Below are 25,222 nucleotides of genomic sequence, written 5' to 3'. Positions count from 1 at the left end.
TTGATAACAGGTCAATTTATCAGCATCAACCTTGAGTTGTGTACAAGTGTGTTTGAAGCTGGTCCCATTTGATTGAAATTTGCCATCAATATCAAAATTATTAACTGGGTCAATGAATTAATTTCATTCTGACAGGATTAAAAGTCTTGATGGGAATCAAGTTGCCAGTAAGCAATTACATGCCAGAATCCGCCACCGACCCAGACATTCTGTTTGAGTCCCCTCTGTAATTCACAAGAACAATAACTAATGACGATAAAACAGCTGAGCCTGTTGATTGCCGGTTGCCTGTTTGGCAACGCGGTAATCTCAGCCGATCTTAATGATGAGTTTTTCCAGCAGAAGTTTGCCAAAGCAGACTATGCACCAGCTGGCGCTCAAACCTGCAGTCAGTGTCATGAAGATGCCATGCAGGGCTTTTTAAGCTCTATTCACGGTAATAAAACCTTGGAAGGCACACCTGCATCAGGAATAGCGTGCGAAGCCTGCCACGGCCCATTGGGGATGCATGCTGAAGATCCCCAGGCCAACCCAATGTTGCGGTTGGGTGCCATGGAACTGGCCAATGCCAGTGCCAAACTGCAAAACCAGATGTGCCTGCGTTGCCACGGTGATCAGTTCCCGCTGGAAACCACACCATGCGCCGCCTGTCACACAGGTATTCATACCGATAACGCCATTCCCGATACCCAGAAACAGTCCCTGGCCTGTCTTGAGTGCCATCCGCAACTACAAAAGCAGGTACGGATGAAGTTCACCCATGGTCTGGTGGATGATAAAGGCAGCAATATCCAGCAGGGATGTTCCAGCTATTGCCATGCCGCTCACGGCAGTAAATGGGCACCCGCTTATCAGACACCGGCATTAAATGCGCCATGCTTCGAGTGCCACATCGACAAGCAAGGGCCATTTAAGCAGGAGCACACCGGCTTTAAGGGCAACTGCACCAAATGCCACGATCCACACGGCACTGAAGATGCACACTTGCTTCGGCCCAATATCGAAAAAGTCTGTGCCGAATGTCATGGTGAACAGCCAGTGCTTGAACATGCCAGCTCTGAGCAGGTTCACGGCCATAACTGATACACAAACAACAAAGGCCACATGATGTGGCCTTTGATTTCTCATTCCCGAAAGCTTAGTTCACAGGGAAGTTCTGCACGGTATCACTGCCTGCGGTCACAGTCAGATTGCCACTGGCCGCAAACATTTTGAATGGAGCATCCACATCGTCAGCATTATTGTCTGCATCCGGGTCATCATTCTGCGCCAGGCAGGTGTAACCCAGTGTATAAGTCCCGGCAGCAACAAAACCAAACTCATATTCAAAAGTATTTGGTGTGTCGCTGTCTTCCACTACACGAGCCGAAGCTAATGGTGCCACCTCAGTCAGAACTGAAGCGCCAGTATTAAAATCACCCATGTTCTCCAGCAGAGTGTCCTGAGGATACAGGTAAACAACCGGGCTGAATTCAGAGCCGCCTGCATCTGCCTCACACTCAGCCATAAATGCTGTGCTGACATCACCCTCTACAGAACCAACTTCAACTGTATTAACCAACTGAACGGCGGTTGGTTTTAGAGTGTAGTAATTTTTGTTGCCATGGGGAGCCTGCAGCACTTTTGCCAGATCAAACTCAGCCACAAAGTTGTTATCACCGGCAGCAATAGTGAACTTCTTATTGAAGAACAAACGGCCGGTATCAGCGTCATCAGCGCCCGTGCCACCACAGCTGCCATTGCTGTTGGTCACCAGGCCAAAATCACTGCCAGCGGCATCTTTTACATAAGAGCTCGCAACATCAGTCTGTTCACGGTTTTCCATGTAAATACACAACTGATATTCACCGAAGGGTAAATCTTTACCTGTGACCAGAGTTCGAACATCATCGCCCTGATAATCAAGCAGGTTTACCTGTACCGCATCGCCATTGTTATCCACATTGAAAGAGTGAGTCTCAGATGCTCCTTTCAACACGACTTGCTTAAAGGCGATATTCACTTCCTGTACTGATGCAGGGTTATCTGACACGCCCAGACTAAAACGCCCCATATTAGGCGCTGGAGAGTCGTCGCTGCTGCCACCACAACCGGTCAAAAGAGCCCCGGATACAGTTAAAGCTATGATAGACAGATAAGCTTTCATGGATGGTTACCCCTTAGTTCATGCATTTTTGTTAATACTACAGGATTAGCTTGAGTAATCGCATGGTTAAGCTGCATTTTGAAGCCAACTTTTGTGCAGGAAGGGCTAAAGCATCTCCCGCGCCAACTCCCCGAGCCGGGTCACGGCTACCTTCACCTTGTCCTCGTCATCAAACGCCCCACATAACCTCAAACAACTTGAGTATTGACCCGAGCTGGAGAAAACATCACCAGGGAAAAACGCAATACCATTGGCAACGGCCACGGACAAGAGATCGGCAGAATCTATACCGGGAAGCTCAACCCACAGGACAAAGCCCCCCAGGGGCTTGCTCACACGGGTTTTAGCCGGAAAACTACTCAGTACCCACTCCCGCATTCTTTTTAGATTTAGTTGCAGACGCTTTCCCATAGTTCGAATATGGCGACTGTATCCCCCACTCGCCATAAACTCTGCGACCAGAGCCTGAACAATCAAAGGCTCGGATACATTGCGAAATGCTTTAAGTCTCACAATCTGCTGGTGATACTTCCCACCACAAAGCCAGCCAATTCTTAAACCTGATCCCAAAGACTTGGCCACTGATGAGCAATAGATAACGCGACCATACGGATCCAGTGCTTTCAACGATGGCAGACTCTTTCCTGCGGTCTGAAGTTCAGAGAACAGATCGTCTTCAATCACCATAAAGTCTTTTCGTTCAGCCAACTCCAGCAGAGCACGCCTGTTATCCTCTGACATCTGACTGCCTGTGGGGTTGGAGAAGTCCGGACAGATAACCAGGGCGGAGACCTGCCATCGCTCCACAGCCAACTGCAATGCCTCCAGACTCAAGCCCCACTCCGCTGATCCCGGGATTTCAATTACCTTCATACCCAGTGATTCGATAATCTGTAAAAGCCCGGGAAAACAGGGACTCTCTACGGCAATTGTGTCTCCGGCTCTGGCAATGGTGGCCAGCGCCAGAGAGATAGCATCCTGACACCCTCCGGTAACCAGTACTTGCTCTTCTCCGGCCTCTATTCCCTGCAGTCTCAGCCTCTTACTTATCTCCTGTCGCAGCGGTAAATATCCGCTGCTGAACTCAGGTTGTAACAGTGATCCCATCTCATAACGAGCCAGACGCGCCAGTTGCTTTGAAAGGGCCACTTTGGGCAACAAACCCGGCGACAGCACCGCAGTTCCCAAATCTGTCACTCCGCTGCTGGCACACATTGAAAGCACCTGCAACATACGGTTGTGGATCTGAGACTCCCCCGGATGACTCAGCTTGTACTCCTCTGTATCTTGATAGCAGACATAGTATCCAGCTCCGGGCCTTGCCTCGACCAAAGCTTTATCTTCCAGCAATCTCAGCGCAGCCTGGGCCGTGGACATGCTGACGCCATATTGCTCACAGCACTCCCGAACAGAGGGAAGTCGTTCATTGAAGCGATATCCACCCTGTTTGATTTGCCGCTCCAGACTGAACGCGACCTTTTGATATTTCTTCATAGAAAAACAGTACAGTTCCTTCAGGATTAATAGATACAGCACATTTAGTTCAACAACTGTACTGATAAATTAGTCTCTAGCCACAGCTGTTGCCAAGTACAAGTTTCTTTTAGCTTAAAAACACCTGCTGCCAATACCCACCAAGGGTTCAGCTAAATAACAAAGGAGAAACTATGCCTCTGGTAACCCCGCTGCCCGCTGACACTAATGCTGAAGTGGCCAAAATGGCCGAATTTTTCAATGAGACACTGGGCTTCTGCCCCAACAGCGTATTGACCATGATGCGCCGCCCCCGCATCGCCAAAGCGTTTATCGAGCTGAATATGGCTGTGATGGAAAACCAGGGCAGACTCACCAGTTCCCTTAAACGGCTGATCGCCTACATTTCCAGCAATATCACCGGCTGTCGTTATTGTCAGGCCCATACCATCAGGGCCGCTGAACGCTATGGCGCGGAAGCCGCCCAGCTGGAAAATGTTTGGGAGTACAGAACTCATCCGGCGTTCAGCGAGGCTGAGCGAGCCGCTCTGGATTTTGCTGCCGCGGCGTCTGTCATTCCCAATGATGTGGATGATGAGTTGAGCGAGCGTTTACACCGCTACTGGAAGGAAGATGAGATAGTGGAAATGCTTGGAGTTATCTCCCTGTTTGGTTACCTCAATCGCTGGAATGACTCCATGGGGACAACACTGGAAGCTGGCGCCATTGATTCAGGCGAGCAACTCCTCTCCAGACGTGGCTGGAATACTGGAAAACATATATAGTCCGGAACATACAAAAAAACCCCGCGATGCGGGGCTTTCCGATTAATCAGGGCTGTTAACTACAGCATCCCTTTTTCTCTGATTTAAAGGGCAGCATTTGCCATAGTACCCGTCCCATCAGGAAGGCCAACAGCAAACCGGAAGCGGCGACTATCCACTCAGGCAAGAGCTCATGGTGTTCGCCAATCTGAGGCATCACCTCAAAACCAAAGGTCTCGACCAGATAGTTCACCAGTACGCCGGATAACAGCGCGACACCCAATACCCCACCCAGATAACCATACAGCGCACGCTTACCCAGCTCTTTGGAAACTACGCCCAGGGTCGCGATATTGGTGGCCGGACCCGCCATCATGAATACCAGTACAGCACCGGGAGAGACACCGGCCAGCAACAAACCTGCGGCAATCGGCGTGGACGCGGTGGCACAGATGTACATGGGTACAGAGATAACCACCATCACCAGCATCGCCAGAATGCCATCGCCCCACTTGGCCAGGAAGTCACCTGGCACATAGGTTTGTACCAGCGCTGCGAAGAACAGACCAATCAACAGCCAGATAGCTGTGTCACGAACCAGATCTGTGGCCGCATAGTGTAGGCCTTTAAAGATACGGAAAGAGATGGAAGTGCCTTTCAGCTGAGCTGCGGTATCTTCGGTGCTGCTACAGCATGAATCTGCACCTTCGGCACTATGATTCTTATCTGTACTGCAACAAGAGCTGGCCTGCACTTCAGGTTCCGCTTTGGTGGAGCAGCAGGACTGGGCCGGTTTCGTATCTGTATCAGCAGGTGCCGTCATCATCGAGGGCGTGGAGCCACAACAGGATGATACCGGCTTCATTACCACTGGAGCAGGCTCAGTCTTGGGGCTGCAGCAACTGGATTCAACTTTTTCAGTATCTTTGGCTTTAGTTGAGCAGCAGGAGTCCGATTCAATGCTGGCTTTCGCAGAGGATGACTCGCTAATAGGCTTGCCATCGTCATCATCACGCCCCACCAGCAAACCTGCCACCACGGCACTGACCACGGCAGCGATAGGCCGGACTATCGCCATAAAGGGACCAAGCAGAACATAAGATACGCTGACAGAGTCGATACCGGTTTCCGGCGTCGATACCATAAAGGAGGTGGTCGCCGCTTTGGACGCACCGCTGCGGCGCAGGCCCACAGCTGCAGGGATCACTCCGCAGGAACACAAAGGTAGAGGCGCACCGAACAAGGCCGCTTTAACTGTGGTTTTCAAACCGTGACCACCCAGTTGCTTGTTCATCCAACTCATGGGAACAAACACCTTCAGCAGACCAGCCAATACCAAGCCCAGCAGCAACCAGGGGGCAGACTCCAAAAAGAGTTTTAAAAAGTTCTCTATCAACATAATGCTTATATGACTCTGACGGTTTTCGTCCGTTTATTTCACTGTTTACCGTGCTCACAGCCAGGTTCCTCGCAGCGAACTTCAGTCAGTGAAGACTCCAGTGCTTCGAGAATCGAGCAGTGCTCGGCACTTTCAGGCCCTCCGCAGCAGGCGCGGGACAGAGCTTGTAATGTGGTTTTAAAGACATTCAGTTGAGCAATACGCTCTTCAACCTGAGCCAACTTGTCATCCACCATACCTTTAACATCGGCACAGGCCCACTCTGACTTGTTTAACTCTATGGACAGAAGTTCAGTGATCTCACTCAGGGTGAAACCCACCTCTTTGGCCCTCAATATAAAGCGCAGGCGATTGGCGTCCTGCTCGGTATACATGCGGTAACCTGAGTCAGTGCGCATAGATGGCGCCAATAGCCCATGTTTTTCATAAAACCTGAGTGTGTCGGCTTTCACCTCACACATACCGGCCAGCTCACCAATGCGATACATGCTGCGACTCCTGTACTGATTTATGCTGGATTATAAACCTTGGAGTTTAATCCAAGGTCAAGGGTTCAAGGAAATAAGAATCGATCTCAAATCACAATTTCAGCATTTGCTCTTCATCCCTACAGACCCTAGTGTTCGCATATCAATATTGTGAAATTGCACATAAAAACCCTGAGCAAAGGGCTTCTAATGTAAAATACGCCCGCCTGAACCGGAGGCTTCCGCTGTATTTAGCAAGTCTTGGTATCGGGTATTGGAGCCAGATATTTGCCTGCCTCCAGTTTGTTAAAGGGACTTTTGGAAAGCAGCGACTGCGCAACAATGTGTATACGCTGTTTTCCGAAAGATCCTTGAACTTAAGGTGAAGCGCTGATGCTGTCAGTCTGCCTGTGGGCGGGTGTGCGTCTGCGCCAACCAACAACAAACTGGACCCTGTGAACAAATGACAACTCCAAGACCTATCCGTCGCGCGCTGCTCAGCGTTTCCGATAAAACCGGTATCCTCGAATTTGCCCAGGCACTGCATCAGGCTGGCGTAGAACTGCTGTCCACCGGCGGCACTGCCAAATTGCTGGCTGACAATGGTGTGCCGGTTACTGAAGTGTCGGACTACACAGGTCACCCTGAGATCATGGATGGTCGCGTTAAAACCCTGCACCCCAAAGTTCACGGCGGCATTCTGGCTCGTCGCGGCACCGACGAAGCAGTGATGGCCGACAATAGTATCAACGCCATCGATCTGGTTGCGGTTAACCTTTACCCCTTCGCACAAACGGTCGCCAAAGAAGGTTGCACCCTGGAAGACGCTATCGAGAACATTGATATCGGTGGCCCTACCATGGTTCGCGCCGCAGCCAAGAACCACAAAGATGTGACTATCGTGGTCAACGCCAAAGACTATGGCAAAGTTCTGGCTGAGATGGCTGCCAATGAAGGCTCAACGACTCATGCTACCCGCTTTGACCTGGCGATTGCTGCCTTTGAGCACACTGCGGCTTATGACGGCATGATTGCCAATTACTTCGGTACCCTTGTTCCTATGCATGGGGTTCCGGCCCATTCAGAAGATGAGAGTAAAGCTGATTCCAAATTCCCACGCACCTACAACACCCAATTGGTGAAGAAGCAGGATCTGCGTTACGGCGAAAACAGCCACCAGAAAGCCGCTTTTTACGTGGATACTCAAATCGATGAAGCCTCTGTGGCCACTGCCGTACAGCTGCAGGGCAAGGCACTGTCTTACAATAATATCGCCGACACCGATGCCGCATTGGAATGTGTCAAAGAGTTCGATGCGCCGGCCTGCGTTATTGTTAAGCACGCCAACCCATGCGGTGTAGCTCTGGGCAACAACCTGCTTGAAGCCTATGACCGCGCATTCAAAACAGACCCAACCTCAGCCTTCGGTGGCATCATCGCCTTTAACGGCGAGCTGGATGCAGACACCGCAGCAGCCATTGTTGAGCGTCAGTTTGTTGAAGTGATTATTGCACCAAGTGTCAGCCAGGCTGCCCGTGATGTGGTCGCAAAGAAAGCCAATGTACGTCTACTGGAGTGTGGTCAGTGGAATAGCCAGACCAAAACACTGGACTACAAGCGCGTGAATGGTGGTCTGCTGATCCAGGACAGAGATCAGGGCATGGTTGGGCTGGATGACCTCAAGGTCGTGACCAAGCGTGCGCCTACTGCCGAAGAGCTGAAAGACCTGCTGTTCTGCTGGAAAGTGGCCAAGTTCGTTAAATCCAATGCCATTGTCTATGCCAAAGAAGGCATGACCATAGGTGTTGGCGCCGGTCAGATGAGCCGTGTTTACAGTGCCAAAATCGCTGGCATCAAGGCCGCTGATGAAGGACTGCAGGTTGAGGGCAGTGTGATGGCATCAGACGCCTTCTTCCCATTCCGTGATGGTATCGATGCCGCCGCAGCTGCTGGTATCAGCTGTATTATCCAGCCGGGCGGTTCAATCCGAGATGAAGAGATTATCGCAGCGGCCGATGAACATGGCATGGCCATGGTGTTTACCGGCATGCGCCATTTCCGTCATTAATCTAAAGTCTGTTGCGCCGCAGCTCTTCGGCCTATGTCATTGAGACACATGATATGGAGTCGATAGTTAAGCTGCGGTCACGGGCTGAAGTTCAAGGAAGGCTCGCGGAGTTTATAAGCATAAATGAGCAAGCCTGACACCGAAATTCAGCCTGTGGCAAAGCGCATTAAATGATAACAAGGACAAAACGATGAAGATTCTCGTAATTGGTGGCGGTGGCAGAGAGCACGCCCTAGGTTGGAAAGCCGCTCAGAATCCTGAAGTAGAAACCGTATTTGTTGCCCCGGGTAACGCCGGTACTGAACTTGAACCCAAGCTGGAAAATGTCGCCATTGAGGTGACGGATATCGCTGCTTTGGTTGAATTTGCCAAAAGCAATGATGTCGCCCTGACCATAGTCGGCCCTGAAGCTCCTCTGGTTATCGGTGTAGTAGATGCCTTCCGCGCAGCGGATTTGGCCATCTTTGGTCCGACTCAGGCAGCCGCTCAGCTGGAAGGCTCCAAGGCTTTCACCAAGGATTTTCTGGCCCGCCACAATATCCCTACGGCCGCCTATCAGAACTTTACCGAAATTGCCCCGGCCAAGTCCTTCGTCACTGAACTGACCAACAAAACCGGCTTCCCTGTGGTGATTAAAGCCGACGGCCTGGCAGCAGGTAAAGGCGTGATCATCGCCCAGAATCAGGCTCAAGCTGATGCCGCTATCGAAGATATGCTGGCGGGCAACAAGTTTGGTGAAGCAGGCAGCCGCGTGGTGGTAGAAGAGTTCCTGGTAGGTGAAGAAGCCAGCTTTATCGTCATGGTGGATGGCAACAATATTCTGCCAATGGCCACCAGCCAGGACCACAAAGCCCGCGACAATGCCGATAACGGTCCCAATACCGGCGGTATGGGTGCTTACTCCCCCGCTCCTGTAGTCACTGCCGATGTACACGACTGGGTAATGACCAATGTGATCCGCCCAACTGTAGACGGTATGGCTGCGGAAGGTAACACCTATACCGGCTTCCTGTATGCAGGCCTGATGGTGGATACCCAGGGCCAATCCAAGGTACTGGAATATAACTGCCGCTTTGGTGACCCGGAAACCCAACCGATCATGATGCGTCTTAAGTCAGATCTGGTTGAACTGTGTTTGGCAGCCTGCCGCGGCGAGCTGGATCAAGTCACCGCCGAATATGACGAGCGCGCCGCTCTGGGTGTGGTCATGGCGGCCGGTGGTTACCCGGAAAGTTACCGTAAGGGCGATGTGATTGAAGGCCTGGATCTGGGTAACACTGATGCCAAAGTGTTCCACGCAGGTACAAAAATGCAGGACGGCCATGTCACAACCAATGGCGGCCGCGTACTGTGTGCAACTGCCCTGGGTAATACAGTGACTGAAGCCCAACAAGCTGCTTATGCTCTGGTGGACAAAGTGCACTGGGATGATGTGTTCTTCCGCACCGATATCGGTTACCGCGCTATCGCCCGCGAAAACAGCTGATCTCTATCCTGATGCAGTCAAAGCCCCGGCACAGTCCCGGGGCTTTTTGTTTTTTTGACGCCCGCCATTTGAATGACGCATAAATTTATGTTTTTAAAGGATTATTACCTTTAACCCTGAGCGTTCGCCGCTATAATAATTGCCACTTGCAACATATGTTCAACAAGGATTGTGCATGAGATACACATTGGTTTTCGGCGCCCTTACATTGGCGCTTACTGGCTGTGGAGGCGGCTCTTCCGATGAGGGAGATAACTCAGGAGGAGTTACTCCCCCACCAACTCCGACTCTTTATCAGGCCAGTACACAGACCGGAACCGGTGGCCAGTTGCAACCGATCAGCCTGGAGGTAGAGTCAGGAAAGCAGGGAAGTTTCACCATAGCACCTGACTCTGGCTATGTACTTGAGCAGATATCAGGCTGTGGCGGTAATCTCGATGGTAACACTTACACCACGTCCAATATGACGGCTGACTGTGACATCAGCGCCAGCTTTATCACCAATGCCGAGAATGCTGTACGCCAGCAAAGCCACAAACTGGCCAGCGCCGAAGAGCTGATTGCATATGCCCGTGGCGCTATCAATACCAGTGAAGAGAAACGCAAAGATCTGGTAGACCAGATCTTCCAGGATGTCAGTCAGCTCACCTGGCACCCCACCCACGACTCCATTACCTTTACCGGCTTTTTACCTGAGTCCACATTCACCCTGCTGCCATCCAACATTAATGGCAATGGCGATTCGGCAGTCAGAGGTCTGGTCATGGTATCCGAGCTGGATGGCAATCGCTCTGCAGCCATGGGTTCCAATCTGTTTTCGGTAAACAGATCAACTGAGACAGATACCCTGTTAAAAGGCCTTATCGGCTGGCTAACACAGGGCAATGATACAAAGGATGGTCTGAGCATAGTCACAGCTCAGATGCCCAGTCGGGCTGACAGCTGGTACTTCCCCCATAACGAAGGTATACGCAGTTGGCTGGCAGAACACTATCCTGACGCCCATGTCATCAATGATGCCAACAGCTGCGATTATGCTGCGCTTGGTACCTGTATCGACACTCTCAAGCCGGATCTGATTGTATTGTCAGATATCGACAGAGAAAGTCTTGGCCATCAGGGCATTAAGGATGCAGTAGAAAAAGCGCAATCTGAAGGTATCCCACTGCTACTTTCAAACTACCGACGCCATGCCAGTGACATGCTCTCTCCCCTGTATCAGCAAATGGGGCTGGCCACCTACGGCAACTATTGGCAGAAACTTCAGGTAAGCGACCTGAGTGTCGCCACCATCAAACAGGATGATGTTAATCTCAGAGGCGTGGATACTCTGCTGGCCAATATGCAAAGCGGTAATTTCACCACCAGCCTGCTGGATAACTGCCGGGGTAACTTTATCAATTGTAATGAAGCAGAGTTTACCCGGGATTTTAAAGGCGGCGCTGACTGGCTGAGAAACGCTGCGGCAACTCTGGACAGAGCAGCCACCAATGCCTTCACCCTGGACTCAGCAAACACGCTTAAAGCCAGCTTACTGCTGGCAGACAAATACCGTGAAACCATCGACTACCCAATCGCCTGGGAAGAACACCAGGCATGGCAGCAAGCGATGTTTTCCGACTGGCTGGTGAACTACGCCCGCCCGAACAACAGTGCCCAGCCGGATTTGGGTGAATATATCACTGAGCGGGGCAACCTGAGCAAAGGCAGTGACGCCCACTATCAGCACCCTGAAACCACCTCAGGACGCAAGACCATTTCAGTGCCTTACCCCAACCAGTGGACCACCACAGGCTGGTATGTACTGCCGGGGCAAACCGTTACCCTGACCCGCCACGACACGCACAGCTCATCAGTGGAGATAAAACTCAACTACCACAGGCCCAATACCAACCGTGCCTTTGAGCAGAAGATTTATCGAGGACCACTTGAGCTGGCCACCCAGCGCCTGCCGCTGACCGCAGGTGAATCCATCAGCTTTTCCAGCCCCTATGGTGGCCCTCTGTATCTCTACTTCCGCGGTGGCGAAGGCGAGCAATCCGCAGATGTTTCGGCATCGGGTATCGCCCTGCACCCGGCAATTATGGACTTCAGCGATCAGGCTCAGTTCCAGGCTTTCAATGACCGTCTTGCCCAGACTGAACTGCCCCATATAGACCTGCGCTCCTTTGGTGCTGAGCAGCATATGCGCAGGGATAAATTTGAAAATGCCATAGGCGGCAGCATCCCTGATGTAAATGCCCTGCTGACGAGCATCTCTGAAGACCATATCAATGCGGTGTACACTCTTGCCGGATACAAGATCCAGGGCAAGACTCTGGCGCAATCACTGCCTGCGGATGTCAGCCAGGCCTGTGTCAATCTGCTTGGACCGGAGTGCCTGGATGAAGCCCTGCATACCCGCAGCATTATTCAGCACGCCAACTATGACCAGAATGCACACTGTGGTTGGGGCTGCAGCGGCAACCCCTGGGATGCAGGCTGGAACATCAGCCCGACCGGATGGGGCGATAACCACGAATTGGGGCACAACCTGCAAACCAACAAGCTGAACGTGCAATACGCCTCTGAAGCCAATACCGACAACTGGGCTGGATATGGCAGCCGCGCAGGTGAAAACTCAAACAACATCTTCCCCTATGTCGTGAAGTGGCAGGCCCATTACTTGCGTGACGGCAATACCGACGTGATTACCGATGGCCATATGAACCACAAAGACCTCTTCTATGTGTTTATGTCCGATGCCACCGAAACAAAAAATAGCGCAGGAGAGCGAGTAGTTCTGGGTGCCAATTGTAATGTGTTGGACCAAGGAAGCAGCCGTTATGAAGCGCCCTGGTACAGCAACAACTACGCAATTCATAACGGCTACAGAATGGCTTTCTATATTCAGATGGCGCTGCGTGCCCACGGTATGGAGATGACAGATGGCACCAAACTGGCGAACGGCTTCAATATCTTCACTCTGCTTTATCAGCACCAGAGGATCTTTGGTCACCACGCCCAAAACGCTGAGCAGTGGGATGCCAATAAAGACCAGCTTGGCTTTGGACTCTTCCCCTATCAGGGACACACTGTCTACGGCGGACGAAGTGTTAGGGATATTCCGGGCAATGACTTTATGTTGGTATCGCTGAGCAGGCTGACTGGTATGGATTGGCGTAGTCACTTTGACCTGCTGGGTCTGAGATACTCCAGCCTGGCCGCCACCCAGACACAGGCCAACAGCAGCAAAGGAGTATTGCCCATGGGCATGTATATTCTGGAAACCGATCTGCCACCAGCCAATATGAGCGAGGGACTCACCTTCCTGCCTTTATCTGTGATTGACGGCACCACTGTGTGGCGCGACGGTAGCAGCCCGTCCAATTGTCCGGTTCCCCAGGCCTGACTCAATAAGAAGTTTTGATGTGATTTCGCCCGGTTTCCCCCGGGCGTTTTTTTAACTTTTCTTCACTTGCCGACACTCGCCTGCAAGCTCACTATCGGGGGAGTCAACTGGAACTATTGGAGAGGTAAGAACCATGTCCAGAGAAATAGATAATCTGATCTACAACGGTGAGAAAGACGGCGTGCATAATTGGGAAAGTATTTCCGGTATGCACTTTTACTGGCACCCTGACTGGCTGCATATCGCAGAAGATATGACGGGCCACAAAGCCGCTGTGGTGATGGATGTCGAAGATGCCAGCCATCATGACGCCGCCCAGGCGTTATCAAAACACCTTAATGAGAATCCAAAAAAATAGGCTGCAATTGCAGCCTATTTCTATTCAAACACCAGCCTCATAACAGAGGTCCTGAGCAATTACAGGCTCTTGGTGAAAGTACGGGTAACCACGTCTCTCTGCTGATCTGGAGTCAGAGAGTTGAAACGCACTGCGTAACCGGATACACGGATGGTCAGCTGAGGGTAGTTCTCTGGGTGAGCAATAGCGTCTTCCAGAGTTTCGCGCTTCAGTACGTTTACGTTCAGGTGCTGACCACCTTCACGCAGAGCAGGAGCCTCAATATTTACCGGACGGGATTCAAACTCGCCCAACTCAGCATAAGCTGCAACATTGTCGGTCATCTCCTGGTTCTTGGCCGCTACGCAGCGCACAGTACCCTCTTCCTGGTCGTGCAACCAGATGGAGTTGATCAGTTCTTCGGATGGTGATTGAGTAATTTGGAATGCAGAAATCATTATGAGTTCACCTAAATTAACCACAGATAATGAGCGGGATTGTAGATGCTTTTTTTCAAACCTGATAGCATTTTTTGTGTTAATTTTGCGACACACACACTATATCTTGTGTTCGAACTGAAATTGTTAATTTCACTTTCCAGCCACAGACTCATCTGCCTGCGCCAGTGATCACTAACTTGTAAAATTCGCGATCACTCTATTTACGCTGTTGAATCGCCTTAAGTGCAATCCTGTCCAACATGCCTGGCCAGAAGATTCTTAACCACTTACCCAACTTTCCTCTGCCTGAAGTCAAAAGCTCACGCTGACGACTGACTATAGCCGGAACCATAAGGGCTGCACACTGTTCAGCTGTCATCAACTTATCCACCTGCATGGGAGACGTACCAAGTGGTTCCCCTTTGGCATCCAGTGCCCGTTTGTGGATCTCAGATTTGACGAAGTCCGGATAGATTTGAGTCACAGCCACCCCATCCTGTGCCAACTCAATACGGAGCGAATCGAAAAAACCACTCACCGCATGCTTGGAAGCACAGTAACCGCTGCGCTCCGGCACTCCGGTCAATCCAGCCAATGACGACACGACGACAATCTGCCCCTTGACTCTTTTCAATGCAGGAAGCGCCAATTTGGTCAATTGCATGGGGGCCAGGTAATTGACCCGTACCAATTTCTCCATCACTCCCAGATCTGACAGTTGATCAAATCTGGACCACATAGTCATACCGGCGTTGTGAATGAGAATATCAAGACTCCCCAACTCCACTTCACACAAGGTGACCAGATCTGCACAACTAAGCCTGTCAGTCACATCCATCACAAAGGCGGTGGCCTGACCTCCGGAGTGCTTGATCTCATTCATCAGTGAATCCAGCCGCTCACTGTTGCGGGCACAGAGTACAAGATGACATCCAAGCGGCGCCATCGCCTTTGCCAGGGCCCGGCCAATTCCCTCGGAAGCCCCTGTTATCACTACAACTTTATCTTGTAACTCATGCATTTAAGGTCCCCTTTCAGTGAGACCTCAACCTCGCACAGGGAAATGTTCAAATCAATCAAATGTGACAAATTTGTGAGATTTTGGCGATAAGCGGGTGAGATCCCTTTGGCAGAGTAACGATCGACAAAGACCAAAAACTCAGTCCAGGAGACTATTTATGAACACTAAAGCTCTGTCCATCGGTGCCCTGATGAGCGCCATTTTGGGCCTGCCAACCCAGGCCGCACAACTGGATATTCAAATCAGCAACCTGACTCATGGTAACTACTTTACCCCTGTGCTGGTGGCTGCTCACAATAACGATATCGCTCTGTTTCACGCGGGAGAAGCTGCCAGTGCTGCACTGCAAAAAATGGCAGAAGGAGGCGCTATTGATGATCTCTCTGCCGCGGTAACAGGCGCATCCGGTGTAGTTCTGGAAAACCCGGCTGGCGGTCTGATGGCACCGGGCATGACCACTGAGTCCATGATGTTGGACACAGGTGATAATGGGTATCTGTCGGTCACAGCAATGATCCTGCCGACCAATGATGGTTTTGTCGGTCTGGATTCCTGGAAGATCCCAACAGAAGGCGGGATCTACACCATTTACTTGAACGGCTATGACGCCGGTACAGAGGCCAACGACGAGATAGTTAATGGCGGTGGCGCTCCGGGGACGCCCGGTATTCCTGCAGCACCGGGGGGGGCAGGTGGTGAAAACGGTACAGGGCTGAATGACACCTCAGATAACGATAAGGTACATATCCACCCCGGCGTAGTGGGTGATATGGACAGCGCCGGTGGTGTCAGTGATCTCAACAGCCAGGTTCACCGTTGGCTCAACCCTGTCGCCAAGCTCACTGTTACAGTGAAGTAAGGGGGTAGCCCATGACTATAACAACCAGATTTAACTCAACCCGCATCAAGCTGACCCTGTTGGCGTCGGCAACTCTGATGCTGGCCGCTTGCTCTGACAACGACAATACCCCACCGCCGGAAATGCCTGAGCCTCCTGCTGTGGTGACAAAGAACTTTGAAGTAACCATTACCAACCTAACCGCCAATCAGCCTTTGTCGCCTGTAGCAACATTGCAGCACAATGATGATGTGCAACTCTGGATGGCAGGTGAAATGGCAAGTGTCGCCCTGGAAAAACTGGCTGAAGGAGGCGATACCTCAGATCTATCCGAACTGCAGGGAGTTACAGGAACAGTCAGCGGTAGTGGCGCGGTTGGCCCGGGCGCGACGGATACTATTAGTATGGAAATTCCGGAAGCCAGAGTGGCCAACTTAGCCGTAATCACCATGCTGGTTAATACCAATGATGCCTTTACCGGTGTGCAGGGAATCGACCTGACCGATTTGGCAATCGATGAAAGCATGAGCTACCGCACTATGGCCTACGACGCAGGCACCGAAGCTAATTCAGAGGCCAAAGGCACTATGCCGGGACCCGCTGACGGTGGAGAGGGCTTTAATGAATCCCGTGAAGGTGATGTAGACAGAGTGCATATTCATCCCGGTGTAATCAGCATGGATGATGGCTTGATGGACTCAGTGCTGTCAGCCTCACACAGGTTTGATAACCCGGTAGCCATGATTACTATCACCCGAACCAAATAAATTAAAACCTTTGGTGAAATATATTTCTCCCCCTGCGGGTCATGTTTGAGACCTGCAGGAGGGAGGGATTTATGGATACGCCTAATCGTGACTTTCAAAGCAAGTTAAGCACCATTCTGCTGGTTGAAGATGAACAAGACCTTTCCCAATTAGTTCAATTGAACCTTAATGCCATGGGATACAGGGTGTTACACGCTTCAACCCTTCAATATGCCAGCCAGTTACTGGCAACAGAGCACATAGACCTACTACTGATGGACCGTATGTTACCGGATGGCGATGGTTTGATGCTATGCCAGCAAATTCGTCAGCAGGGCCTCGCCGTCCCCATAGTCTTGCTGACAGCCAAGGACAGTGAAGCCGATGTCGTGTTGGGCCTTGAAAGTGGTGCAGACGACTATATTACCAAGCCATTCAGTGTGTTGGAGTTAAGAGCCAGAGTAAAAGCCAGGCTAAGGTTTCAGCATAAAGAGGAAGATAAATCCCTGCAGTTCAACGGCATCACCATCAATTGTGAATCACGGGAAGTTATCGCCGATGACACTCAACTGCAACTGACCGCCAGAGAGTTTGACCTGCTCACTTTTCTTGCCAGCCATCCCCAACAAGTATTCAGCCGTATGCAACTGCTGGAAGCTGTGTGGGGACTGAATTACGAAGGCTACGAGCATACGGTCAACAGCCATATCAACCGACTGCGCAGTAAGCTTTCAGGACGTCCCAGACTGGCCGAAACAGTCAAAACTGTGTGGGGAGTCGGCTACAAATTTGCACCGCCATCAGCGACAGAGGTTCATGCCTGATGGGCAGTATGTTCAGCCGACTCATGCTGTCATCCTGTCTGCTGGTTTTCCTGCTGCTAACCCTGTTATGGCAATGGCTGGATTTCAGCCATGAAGCCAGTGTAGAGCTGGTGCAGCAGTCGCTGCACAAAGAATTGGCAGAACATATGGCGCATATTAACCCCATGCTCTCCCAGGGGATTACCTCTGATGCAGCGCTGAAAGAAGCCTTCCATGATTTTATGTTGCTTGGCCCCAGCTTTGAGATCTACACTCTGGATCCCGGCGGCAGAGTTGTCGCTTACGATGCCCCGCAGGAAAAAATTCTCTCTCCCCAGGTCGATCTGACCCGCATACAGGCCTTTCTCAACCAGCAGGCCTTACCTGTATTTGGTACAGACCCCAGAGGTAAGGAGGTTGAGAAAATTTTCTCCGTCAGTGAGCTGAGAGATCCCGCCGGTGCGCTGACCGGCTATCTTTACGTCATTATCGGCGGCGAAGAGTTTGACCACTGGCAATCTGCGGTATTGGCCAGACATCAGCAACGAACCTGGTTGGTGAACTTACTGATCAGTATGCTGTTCGCACTGCTGCTGTTCGCCTTGATGCTGAGGTTTATGACTGCACCGTTGACGCGTCTGTCAAAAGATCTTACCGGGATCCGTCAGCAACAGCACAAAGGCAACTCCCCAACCCTGCCCGGCCAATATGAGGGGGCCCGCGAGGTCACTGATCTGGCCAATGAGATCAATAGTCTGCTTGCTCAGGTCACCCGCCAGCACCAACAAATGAAACACCAACAAAAGGCAAAACAGGACTTTTTGCTGCATCTTTCCCACGACCTGAAAACGCCACTGACTTCTCTGCTGGGTTTTATTGAGACCTGGCGCCTGAGCGGTGATGACAGTGACCGCGACAAGCTAATCGAGCTGGCTGCCAGCTCAGGCCATAAACTTCAACAGCTATTAGCTCAGCTGCTGGAGCTGTGCGCACTGGAAAATCAGACTATTGAACCCAAGGTGTCGAGATTTGAGCTCAGTGAGTTCCTGCTGGACATCCACCAGAGCTTTGAATCAAAAGCTCTCTCCAGAGGAGTAAATCTGCAGATGGAGGGTGGGGACTTGCAGCTCAACACAGACCCTCAGCTACTCACTCGCATCCTCAATAATCTGCTGGATAACGCCCTGAGATATACGCCTTCGGGTGGGCAAATTGTCATTAAACCCCTATGGATAAAGGACCGCTGGCAACTCATGATAAGGGACACCGGCTCTGGTATGCATCAGCATGAATTGGAAGCTCTGACCCAAGGTCAACCCAAAGCCCCATGTTTTGAGGAAGCCAGTCCACTGCCGCAACTTGGGGTAGGCCTGGCCATAGTGCGAAAGCTGGCGACTATGCTCAATTGCTCTATTCATATTGAGAGCGAGCCGGGTAAAGGCTGCAGTGTATATCTGGCACTGGAAATGGTGGACGCCCAAAAACAGCAAAGCACCGCATAGCGGTGCTTTGTATTGTCTTCGGCCTAACCGGCTGAGATTACTTGTGGTACTGAGCGGACAGTTCGTGAATGGATTTAGCGAACGCACCTGCGTGCTCAGGATCCGCAAACTGATGGATGCCGTGGCCCAGGTTAAATACATGGCCTGTACCTTCACCATAGCTGGCCAGGATTGAAGCCACTTCATCACGGATACGTTCAGGAGAAGCATACAGTACAGATGGATCCATATTACCCTGCAGAGCAACCTTATCACCCACGCGACGACGGGCATCACCAATATCCACAGTCCAGTCCAGACCCAGTGCGTCACAACCGGTTTCAGCCATAGCTTCCAGCCACAGACCACCACCTTTGGTGAACAGAGTCACTGGCACCTGACGGCCTTCGTTGTGACGGGTCAGACCGTCTACGATCTTCTGCATATAGCGCAGGGAGAACTCGCGATATGCCGCGTGAGACAGCGCGCCGCCCCAGGAGTCAAAGATCATTACAGACTGGGCACCTGCCGCGATTTGAGCGTTCAGGTACAGAGTGACTGAGTCAGCCAGTTTGTCCAGCAGCATGTGCAGCGCTGCAGGCTCTGCGTACATCATACGCTTGATCTTTTCGAATGCTTTGCTGGAACCACCTTCCACCATATAAGTGGCCAGAGTCCATGGAGAACCGGAGAAGCCGATCAGCGGCACTTCACCTTTCAGTTCACGGCGAATGGTGCGAACAGCATTCATTACATAACCCAGCTCATCTTCAGGATCCGGGATAGCCAGCTTTTTAATGGCGTCGATAGTATCGGTAGGACGTTCGAAACGTGGGCCTTCGCCGGCTTCGAAATACAGGCCCAGACCCATTGCATCGGGAACAGTCAGAATGTCGGAGAACAGGATAGCGGCGTCCAGCTCAAAACGACGCAGCGGCTGCAGGGTCACTTCACAAGCCAGATCGGCATTGCGGCACAGAGACATAAAGTCACCGGCCTCGGCGCGGGTGGCACGGTACTCAGGCAAATAACGACCGGCCTGACGCATCATCCATACAGGAGTCACGTCTACAGGTTGCTTTAATAACGCGCGTAAATAACGATCATTCTTCAATTCTGCCATTTGGCTATTCCTACACTTGTTGATATCTGGCACCTGGGAAAGGCGCATCAGTCCTGTGCGAATGCTGAAGCCTGCTAATGCAGGGTACGCCCTCCCCTGAATCGAGCTTATTCTCGGTCCTTCGGAGAGCGCCTAGTTTAGCATTTGCGCGACTAAAATAACGATCCTGAGGCAATTTCTGTGAACTTATCCCTATCATCTTGACAAGGTTTATAAAAGTTGTCACAAGTTGCAAAAAATATGGGGATTTTGCGAACAGCTACACAGCACCAAAAGAGTGTGACAAAAAAATGTTGCACGGGTTCCGCCCCAATGGTATAAAAACTCTGCGCTAGCAAGAACAATCAAGAAGCTCGTCACATCGAGCCCTGAAAATCTTTATTTGCCCGGTTGCAGTTACTGCCACCGGGTTTTTTATTGCCTGCTATAAATTTGAGTTTTTATTCACTGAATATAAGTATTGATTCACCATCAATCTTTGCATTAACTCAAACTTCTGTATGACAATCCAAGCAAGCCGCTATTTTTAATATACTTTTTTAATACATAAAGCGCTTATTTCGATCAAATCTCTCCCTGATTCCGGTAGACGGATCTTGCCAACTTTTCCATTGAAAACAGCCAAATTACGCGAAATCATACAAAGCGCTGAACTGCGGCGAAAACAGTTGATCAACTGCACATGCGTGGCCTACATTAGGTCTAAGGGATGCGGAAATCTGAAGAGGCTAACCATGCTGACCACATTGGAACAAACGCAACAAAAATGGGGTGGCTCCAACAAGCTGATTGACCAGTGGCTGAACAACCGCCGGGTGTTGTTAGTGCAATACTGCAAAATTGCAGGACTGGCACCCTATGAATCCCCGGGTAGAACACTGCCAGAGTTAGAGGAAGTAAAAACCTTCTGCGACCTACTGGTAGATTATGTATCCGAAGGTCACTTCGAGATCTACGATCAGGTGGTCAGCACCTGTGAAAACATCTCTGATGAATGCAAAGCCAGGGCACACCTGGTCATCCCCAGGATCAGTAAGACCACTGATGCCGCGCTCGATTTCAATGACAAATATTCCGAAGCGAAAGACGAAGAGCTTTTGTACGATCTGGACAAAGACCTCGGCGCCCTGATGGAAGCGATGGAAAGTCGCTTTGAGCAGGAGGATACCTTACTTGAGATTGTCTATACCAATGTGGCAGAACCTGCTGCCGTGGTGCAATAGATACTGACAAGGACTAATAGTGCAGTAACCAGTTACCCATCCCAATAGAAAAGGCCAGCGATTCGCTGGCCTTTTTTGATTCTGCCCGAAGGCTGAATTCCACATCACCTTTGCAGATGATGTGGAATCGGAGATTACACCGCGCTTTGGAAGATCACTTCCCCGGCTTTCTTGGTGTAAGACTCAATCTCATCAAAGTTCAGGTAACGGTATGTATCGGCTGCAGTTGCATCGATCTCTTTAGCGTATTCCTGATACTCCTCAGGTGATGGCAGACGACCCAGCAGAGCGGCAACCGCGGCCAGTTCAGCCGATGCCAGATAAACATTGGCACCTGTACCCAGACGGTTCGGGAAGTTACGGGTAGAGGTAGACACAACGGTCGCACCATCAGCTACACGGGCCTGGTTACCCATACACAGAGAACAACCCGGGATCTCGATACGTGCACCGGCGCGACCGAAGATACCGTAGTATCCTTCTTCAGTCAGTTGGTCCTTGTCCATCTTGGTTGGAGGCGCAACCCACAGACGGGTTGGCAGTGGCTTGGAGAACTTATCCAGTACCTTACCCAGAGCACGGAAGTGACCGATATTGGTCATACAGGAACCTACGAATACCTCATCGATATTGGTCTGGGCCACCTTAGACAGCAATACGGCATCATCTGGATCGTTTGGCGCACACAGGATAGGCTCTTTCACTTCATTCAGATCAATCTCAATCACAGCGGCGTATTCGGCGTCAGCATCAGCTTCCATCAGCTCTGGGTTGGCCAACCACTCTTGCATACCGGCAATACGACGCTCAATGGTACGACGGTCGCCATAACCTTCAGCAATCATCCACTTCAACATTACAATGTTGGAGTTCAGGTACTCGATGATTGGGTCTTTATCCAGCTTGATGGTACAACCGGCTGCAGAGCGCTCGGCAGAAGCGTCAGACAGTTCGAACGCCTGTTCAACCTTCAGATGCTCCAGACCTTCAATTTCCAGTACGCGACCGGAGAAGATGTTCTTCTTGCCCTTCTTCTCCACAGTCAGCAGACCCATTTCGATCGCTTTGTGAGGAATCGCATGCACCAGATCACGCAGTGTGATGCCTGGCTGCATTTCGCCCTTGAAGCGAACCAGAACAGACTCTGGCATATCCAGTGGCATGACACCGGTTGCAGCAGCAAAAGCCACCAGACCGGAACCGGCAGGGAAAGAGATACCGATTGGGAAACGGGTGTGAGAGTCACCACCTGTGCCCACAGTATCAGGCAGCAACATACGGTTCAGCCAGGAGTGGATAACACCATCTCCCGGACGCAAAGATACACCACCACGGTTCATAATGAAGTCAGGCAGGGTGTGGTGAGTATTCACATCAACTGGCTTTGGATAAGCAGCAGTGTGACAGAAAGACTGCATGGTCAGGTCGGCACTGAAGCCCAGACAGGCCAGATCTTTCAGCTCGTCACGGGTCATAGGACCTGTGGTGTCCTGAGAACCTACAGAGGTCATCTTGGGCTCACAGTACTGGCCAGGACGAACACCTTTCACGCCACAGGCTTTACCAACCATCTTCTGCGCCAGGGTATAACCCTTGCCGGTATCGGCTACATCGCCGGGACGTACAAACACATCAGAGGCTTCCAGGCCCAGAGTTTCACGGGCACGGTCAGTCAGACCACGGCCAATAATCAATGGGATACGACCACCAGCACGCACTTCATCCAGCAGTACCTTGGTCTTGAGTTCAAACTCGGAAATCACATCCTCGCTGCCGTGACGCTTAACGACACCCTGGTATGGGAAGATATCAATCACATCACCCATTTCCATAGCGCTGACGTCCAGCTCGATTGGCAGTGCACCGGCATCTTCCATGGTGTTGAAGAAGATAGGCGCGATCTTTCCACCCAGACAGAAGCCACCTGCACGCTTGTTTGGTACGTGTGGGATATCATCACCCATAAACCAGAGTACTGAGTTGGTGGCAGACTTACGGGAAGAACCTGTACCTACTACATCACCCACATATACCAGTGGATGGCCCTGGGTCTTCAGCTCTTCAATCTTCTTGATTGGGCCAACAACACCCGCTTCATCCGGCTCAATACCATCACGGGCATTCTTCAACATGGCCAGAGCATGCAGTGGGATATCTGGACGAGACCAGGCATCAGGCGCAGGAGACAGGTCATCGGTGTTGGTTTCACCGGTGACTTTAAATACGGTCAGGGTGATCTTGTCATCCAGCTTGGGCTTCTGCAGGAACCAATCGGCATTGGCCCAGGACTCAACAACCTGTTTGGCAAAAGCATTGCCAGCGTTCATCTTCTCAACAACATCGTGGAAAGCATCGAACATCAACAGGGTATGGGACAGCGCCTTAACAGCCAGAGGGGCTTTGGCAGCATCATCCAGTTGGGCGATCAGCGGCTCAATGTTGTAGCCACCCTGCATGGTGCCCAGCAGTTCGACTGCGCGCTCAGCGCTCAGGATTGGTGAGCTGACTTCGCCTTTGGCAACGGCGTCCAGGAAGCCGGCTTTTACATAGGCTGCTTCGTCAACACCGGGGGGAATACGGTTTTCCAGCAGGTCGATAATAAATGCTTCTTCACCGGCAGGTGGGTTCTTTACCAACTCAACCAGTTCAGCAACCTGGTGTGCATCCAGTGGTTTAGGGACAACGCCCTCGGCAGCACGTTCTTCGACGTGTTTACGATATGCTTCTAGCACGGCAACATTCCTCTCTGTTTTGGCGCGCTGCGCCAATCCGTTTTTACCGGGACCATCAGCAGGGGGATCGGGTTCCTGTGAACCCAAAACACTTTCGGCTTGCAGCTTGTAGGGAACAGCTGCCACCATCCGTGGCACTCAGAATTGAATGCTCCTGGGTACTTAAGTTCGTTAAGTAAAAAGCGTTTAAGACCCGTCCTACCTGAGCATGGTTGGCCTTGCACATCGTCACGCTATGTCGAGGCAAGCCAGTACCGGCTCCGTCAGGTCACACAACTCACACTTTGATTGCTCTTTCACCACCCCGAGATCCATCCTTCAGGACAGTGGTTCGACCATTCTTGCGGGCGCAGTATACAATAATCCGGTAAAAGTATGAATCAGATCACACCCTTGCGCCGGTAAAATCCCACTGCGGCGGCAAAAATATCCCTTATTCCAACCGGTGAAAATTAGACCATAGTGGGAATGAGGGAACAAAAATCATACAACACAATAACTTGTATGTCCTCAATCTGTTTTTGATAGTCGGCTTTCATGCCATCATGATGATAAACAAGTCTTACAGGTACCCATAGTGACCATTCAGCTTAAAGCCGTCATCTTCGATATGGACGGTGTATTGATAGATTCTGAACCTCTGTGGCAACTGGCAGAGCTGGATGTTTTCCATGCCCTTGGTATGCCACTGACACTGGAAGAAACCCATCTCACCACAGGTTTGCGGGTCGACCAGTTGGTCGAGTACTGGTATGCCAGAAAACCTTGGCAGAACTATGACAAGCAAGCCACCGCCAATGCCATCGCCGATAGCGTGGTTGGCCGTATTCTGGCTGAAGGTCAGCCAATGCCCCATGTACTGGAAGCCTTACAAGCCTGCAGGGCTGCCGGTGTGAAAGTTGGCCTGGCAACCTCTTCCCCAATGAACATAGTCAATGCAGTGCTGGATAGCCTGAAGATAAGAGACTGCTTCGATGGGATAGAAAGCGCTGAACTGCTCAAGTATGGCAAACCTCATCCCGAGGTGTATCTCAACTGCGCCGACAGTCTGGGAGTTTCACCAGCCAACTGTGTGGCAGTGGAAGACTCCTTTAACGGCCTGATTGCGGCCCGCGCCGCTAATATGCAAACCGTTGTCATTCCGGCTGTAGATCAGGCAGAGCAGGCCAGATGGGCTGCAGCGCATCATCAATTCAGCTCACTGGCTGAGCTTAAGTCGTTGCTGGCTTAGCCAGCCTTTGAGTGACACATACAAAAAGCCGGGCATTGCCCGGCTTTTTGTTT

At 51.3% G+C, this 25,222-nt stretch carries 20 protein-coding genes; 12 read left to right on the top strand and 8 right to left on the bottom strand.

From position 1 onward, the window contains the following. The first annotated feature begins 249 nt into the window (after positions 1–249). Positions 250–1,083, top strand: a complete 834-nt coding sequence (locus ACFOE0_RS00200) for a cytochrome c3 family protein (protein ID WP_248936415.1) — start codon at positions 250–252, stop codon at positions 1,081–1,083. A 55-nt stretch (positions 1,084–1,138) separates the two neighbouring features. Here the strand turns inward: ACFOE0_RS00200 and ACFOE0_RS00195 are convergent, their stop codons facing one another. Together ACFOE0_RS00195 and ACFOE0_RS00190 are read right to left on the bottom strand one after the other, a co-directional pair. Beyond that, complete coding sequence (locus ACFOE0_RS00195) at positions 1,139–2,146, bottom strand: DUF4382 domain-containing protein (RefSeq protein WP_248936414.1); 1,008 nt, start codon at positions 2,144–2,146, stop codon at positions 1,139–1,141. Positions 2,147–2,251: 105 nt separating this feature from the next. Next, the gene (locus ACFOE0_RS00190) at positions 2,252–3,640 is read right to left on the bottom strand and encodes an aminotransferase-like domain-containing protein (protein ID WP_248936413.1); all 1,389 of its coding nucleotides are present in this window, start codon (positions 3,638–3,640) and stop codon (positions 2,252–2,254) included. Between the two features lie 173 nt (positions 3,641–3,813). Here ACFOE0_RS00190 and ACFOE0_RS00185 point away from each other — a divergent pair, with 173 nt between their 5' ends. Continuing rightward, positions 3,814–4,404, top strand: coding sequence for a carboxymuconolactone decarboxylase family protein (locus ACFOE0_RS00185; RefSeq protein ID WP_248936412.1), 591 nt, complete (start codon positions 3,814–3,816; stop codon positions 4,402–4,404). A gap of 55 nt (positions 4,405–4,459) precedes the next feature. Here ACFOE0_RS00185 and ACFOE0_RS00180 read toward each other — a convergent pair whose 3' ends face one another. Both ACFOE0_RS00180 and zntR read right to left on the bottom strand, forming a co-directional pair. After that, positions 4,460–5,782: an SO_0444 family Cu/Zn efflux transporter gene (locus tag ACFOE0_RS00180; RefSeq protein WP_248936411.1), complete on the bottom strand. Its 1,323-nt coding sequence runs from the start codon at positions 5,780–5,782 to the stop codon at positions 4,460–4,462. A 38-nt stretch (positions 5,783–5,820) separates the two neighbouring features. Continuing rightward, positions 5,821–6,270, bottom strand: coding sequence for a Zn(2+)-responsive transcriptional regulator (gene zntR / locus ACFOE0_RS00175; protein WP_115138947.1), 450 nt, complete (start codon positions 6,268–6,270; stop codon positions 5,821–5,823). 442 nt (positions 6,271–6,712) lie between these two features. Here zntR and purH point away from each other — a divergent pair, with 442 nt between their 5' ends. The 4 genes from purH to ACFOE0_RS00155 all read left to right on the top strand — a co-directional run bounded on the left by purH (position 6,713) and on the right by ACFOE0_RS00155 (position 13,552). Then, the gene (purH, locus tag ACFOE0_RS00170; protein WP_248936410.1) at positions 6,713–8,317 is read left to right on the top strand and encodes a bifunctional phosphoribosylaminoimidazolecarboxamide formyltransferase/IMP cyclohydrolase; all 1,605 of its coding nucleotides are present in this window, start codon (positions 6,713–6,715) and stop codon (positions 8,315–8,317) included. A gap of 190 nt (positions 8,318–8,507) precedes the next feature. Next, positions 8,508–9,803 (top strand): phosphoribosylamine--glycine ligase, encoded by a 1,296-nt coding sequence (gene purD / locus ACFOE0_RS00165; protein ID WP_248936409.1) that lies wholly within the window; start codon positions 8,508–8,510, stop codon positions 9,801–9,803. Between the two features lie 175 nt (positions 9,804–9,978). After that, entirely contained in the window at positions 9,979–13,194 is a 3,216-nt protein-coding gene (locus tag ACFOE0_RS00160; protein WP_248936408.1) for an ImpA family metalloprotease, read from the top strand. A 133-nt stretch (positions 13,195–13,327) separates the two neighbouring features. Continuing rightward, positions 13,328–13,552, top strand: a complete 225-nt coding sequence (locus ACFOE0_RS00155) for a hypothetical protein (RefSeq protein WP_248936407.1) — start codon at positions 13,328–13,330, stop codon at positions 13,550–13,552. A 59-nt stretch (positions 13,553–13,611) separates the two neighbouring features. Here the strand turns inward: ACFOE0_RS00155 and grcA are convergent, their stop codons facing one another. Both grcA and ACFOE0_RS00145 read right to left on the bottom strand, forming a co-directional pair. Continuing rightward, on the bottom strand, positions 13,612–13,989 hold the full coding sequence (gene grcA / locus ACFOE0_RS00150) for an autonomous glycyl radical cofactor GrcA (RefSeq protein WP_248936406.1): 378 nt from the start codon (positions 13,987–13,989) through the stop codon (positions 13,612–13,614). Positions 13,990–14,188: 199 nt separating this feature from the next. Then, positions 14,189–14,992: an SDR family oxidoreductase gene (locus tag ACFOE0_RS00145; protein WP_248936405.1), complete on the bottom strand. Its 804-nt coding sequence runs from the start codon at positions 14,990–14,992 to the stop codon at positions 14,189–14,191. Between the two features lie 157 nt (positions 14,993–15,149). Here ACFOE0_RS00145 and ACFOE0_RS00140 point away from each other — a divergent pair, with 157 nt between their 5' ends. The 4 genes from ACFOE0_RS00140 (at position 15,150) to ACFOE0_RS00125 (ending at position 18,881) form a co-directional block, all read left to right on the top strand. Beyond that, the gene (locus ACFOE0_RS00140) at positions 15,150–15,851 is read left to right on the top strand and encodes a spondin domain-containing protein (protein ID WP_248936404.1); all 702 of its coding nucleotides are present in this window, start codon (positions 15,150–15,152) and stop codon (positions 15,849–15,851) included. 11 nt (positions 15,852–15,862) lie between these two features. Next, complete coding sequence (locus ACFOE0_RS00135; RefSeq protein ID WP_248936403.1) at positions 15,863–16,597, top strand: spondin domain-containing protein; 735 nt, start codon at positions 15,863–15,865, stop codon at positions 16,595–16,597. A 71-nt stretch (positions 16,598–16,668) separates the two neighbouring features. Beyond that, positions 16,669–17,400: a response regulator transcription factor gene (locus tag ACFOE0_RS00130; RefSeq protein ID WP_248936402.1), complete on the top strand. Its 732-nt coding sequence runs from the start codon at positions 16,669–16,671 to the stop codon at positions 17,398–17,400. Next, positions 17,400–18,881, top strand: a complete 1,482-nt coding sequence (locus ACFOE0_RS00125; RefSeq protein WP_380711162.1) for a sensor histidine kinase — start codon at positions 17,400–17,402, stop codon at positions 18,879–18,881. Before ACFOE0_RS00130 ends, ACFOE0_RS00125 begins: the two co-directional genes overlap by 1 nt. 37 nt (positions 18,882–18,918) lie before the next feature. On the opposite strand, the gene hemE is transcribed toward ACFOE0_RS00125, so the two are convergent. Further along, positions 18,919–19,983: a uroporphyrinogen decarboxylase gene (hemE, locus tag ACFOE0_RS00120; RefSeq protein WP_248936400.1), complete on the bottom strand. Its 1,065-nt coding sequence runs from the start codon at positions 19,981–19,983 to the stop codon at positions 18,919–18,921. A 734-nt stretch (positions 19,984–20,717) separates the two neighbouring features. Between hemE and rsd the strand changes: the two genes are divergently transcribed. Beyond that, positions 20,718–21,206 (top strand): sigma D regulator, encoded by a 489-nt coding sequence (gene rsd / locus ACFOE0_RS00115; protein ID WP_115138959.1) that lies wholly within the window; start codon positions 20,718–20,720, stop codon positions 21,204–21,206. 134 nt (positions 21,207–21,340) lie between these two features. Here rsd and acnB read toward each other — a convergent pair whose 3' ends face one another. Continuing rightward, a complete protein-coding gene (acnB, locus tag ACFOE0_RS00110; protein WP_248936399.1) occupies positions 21,341–23,938 on the bottom strand; it encodes a bifunctional aconitate hydratase 2/2-methylisocitrate dehydratase in 2,598 nt (865 codons plus the stop codon). 574 nt (positions 23,939–24,512) lie between these two features. Here acnB and hxpB point away from each other — a divergent pair. Next, entirely contained in the window at positions 24,513–25,169 is a 657-nt protein-coding gene (gene hxpB, locus ACFOE0_RS00105; protein ID WP_248936706.1) for a hexitol phosphatase HxpB, read from the top strand. The last annotated feature ends 53 nt before the right edge of the window (positions 25,170–25,222 follow it).

It is taken from the genome of Shewanella submarina (assembly GCF_042646185.1).
Taxonomy (GTDB): domain Bacteria; phylum Pseudomonadota; class Gammaproteobacteria; order Enterobacterales; family Shewanellaceae; genus Shewanella; species Shewanella corallii.
The sequence above is the reverse complement of the archived record's forward strand: the minus strand, read 5'-3'. Positions and strand labels throughout refer to the sequence as shown.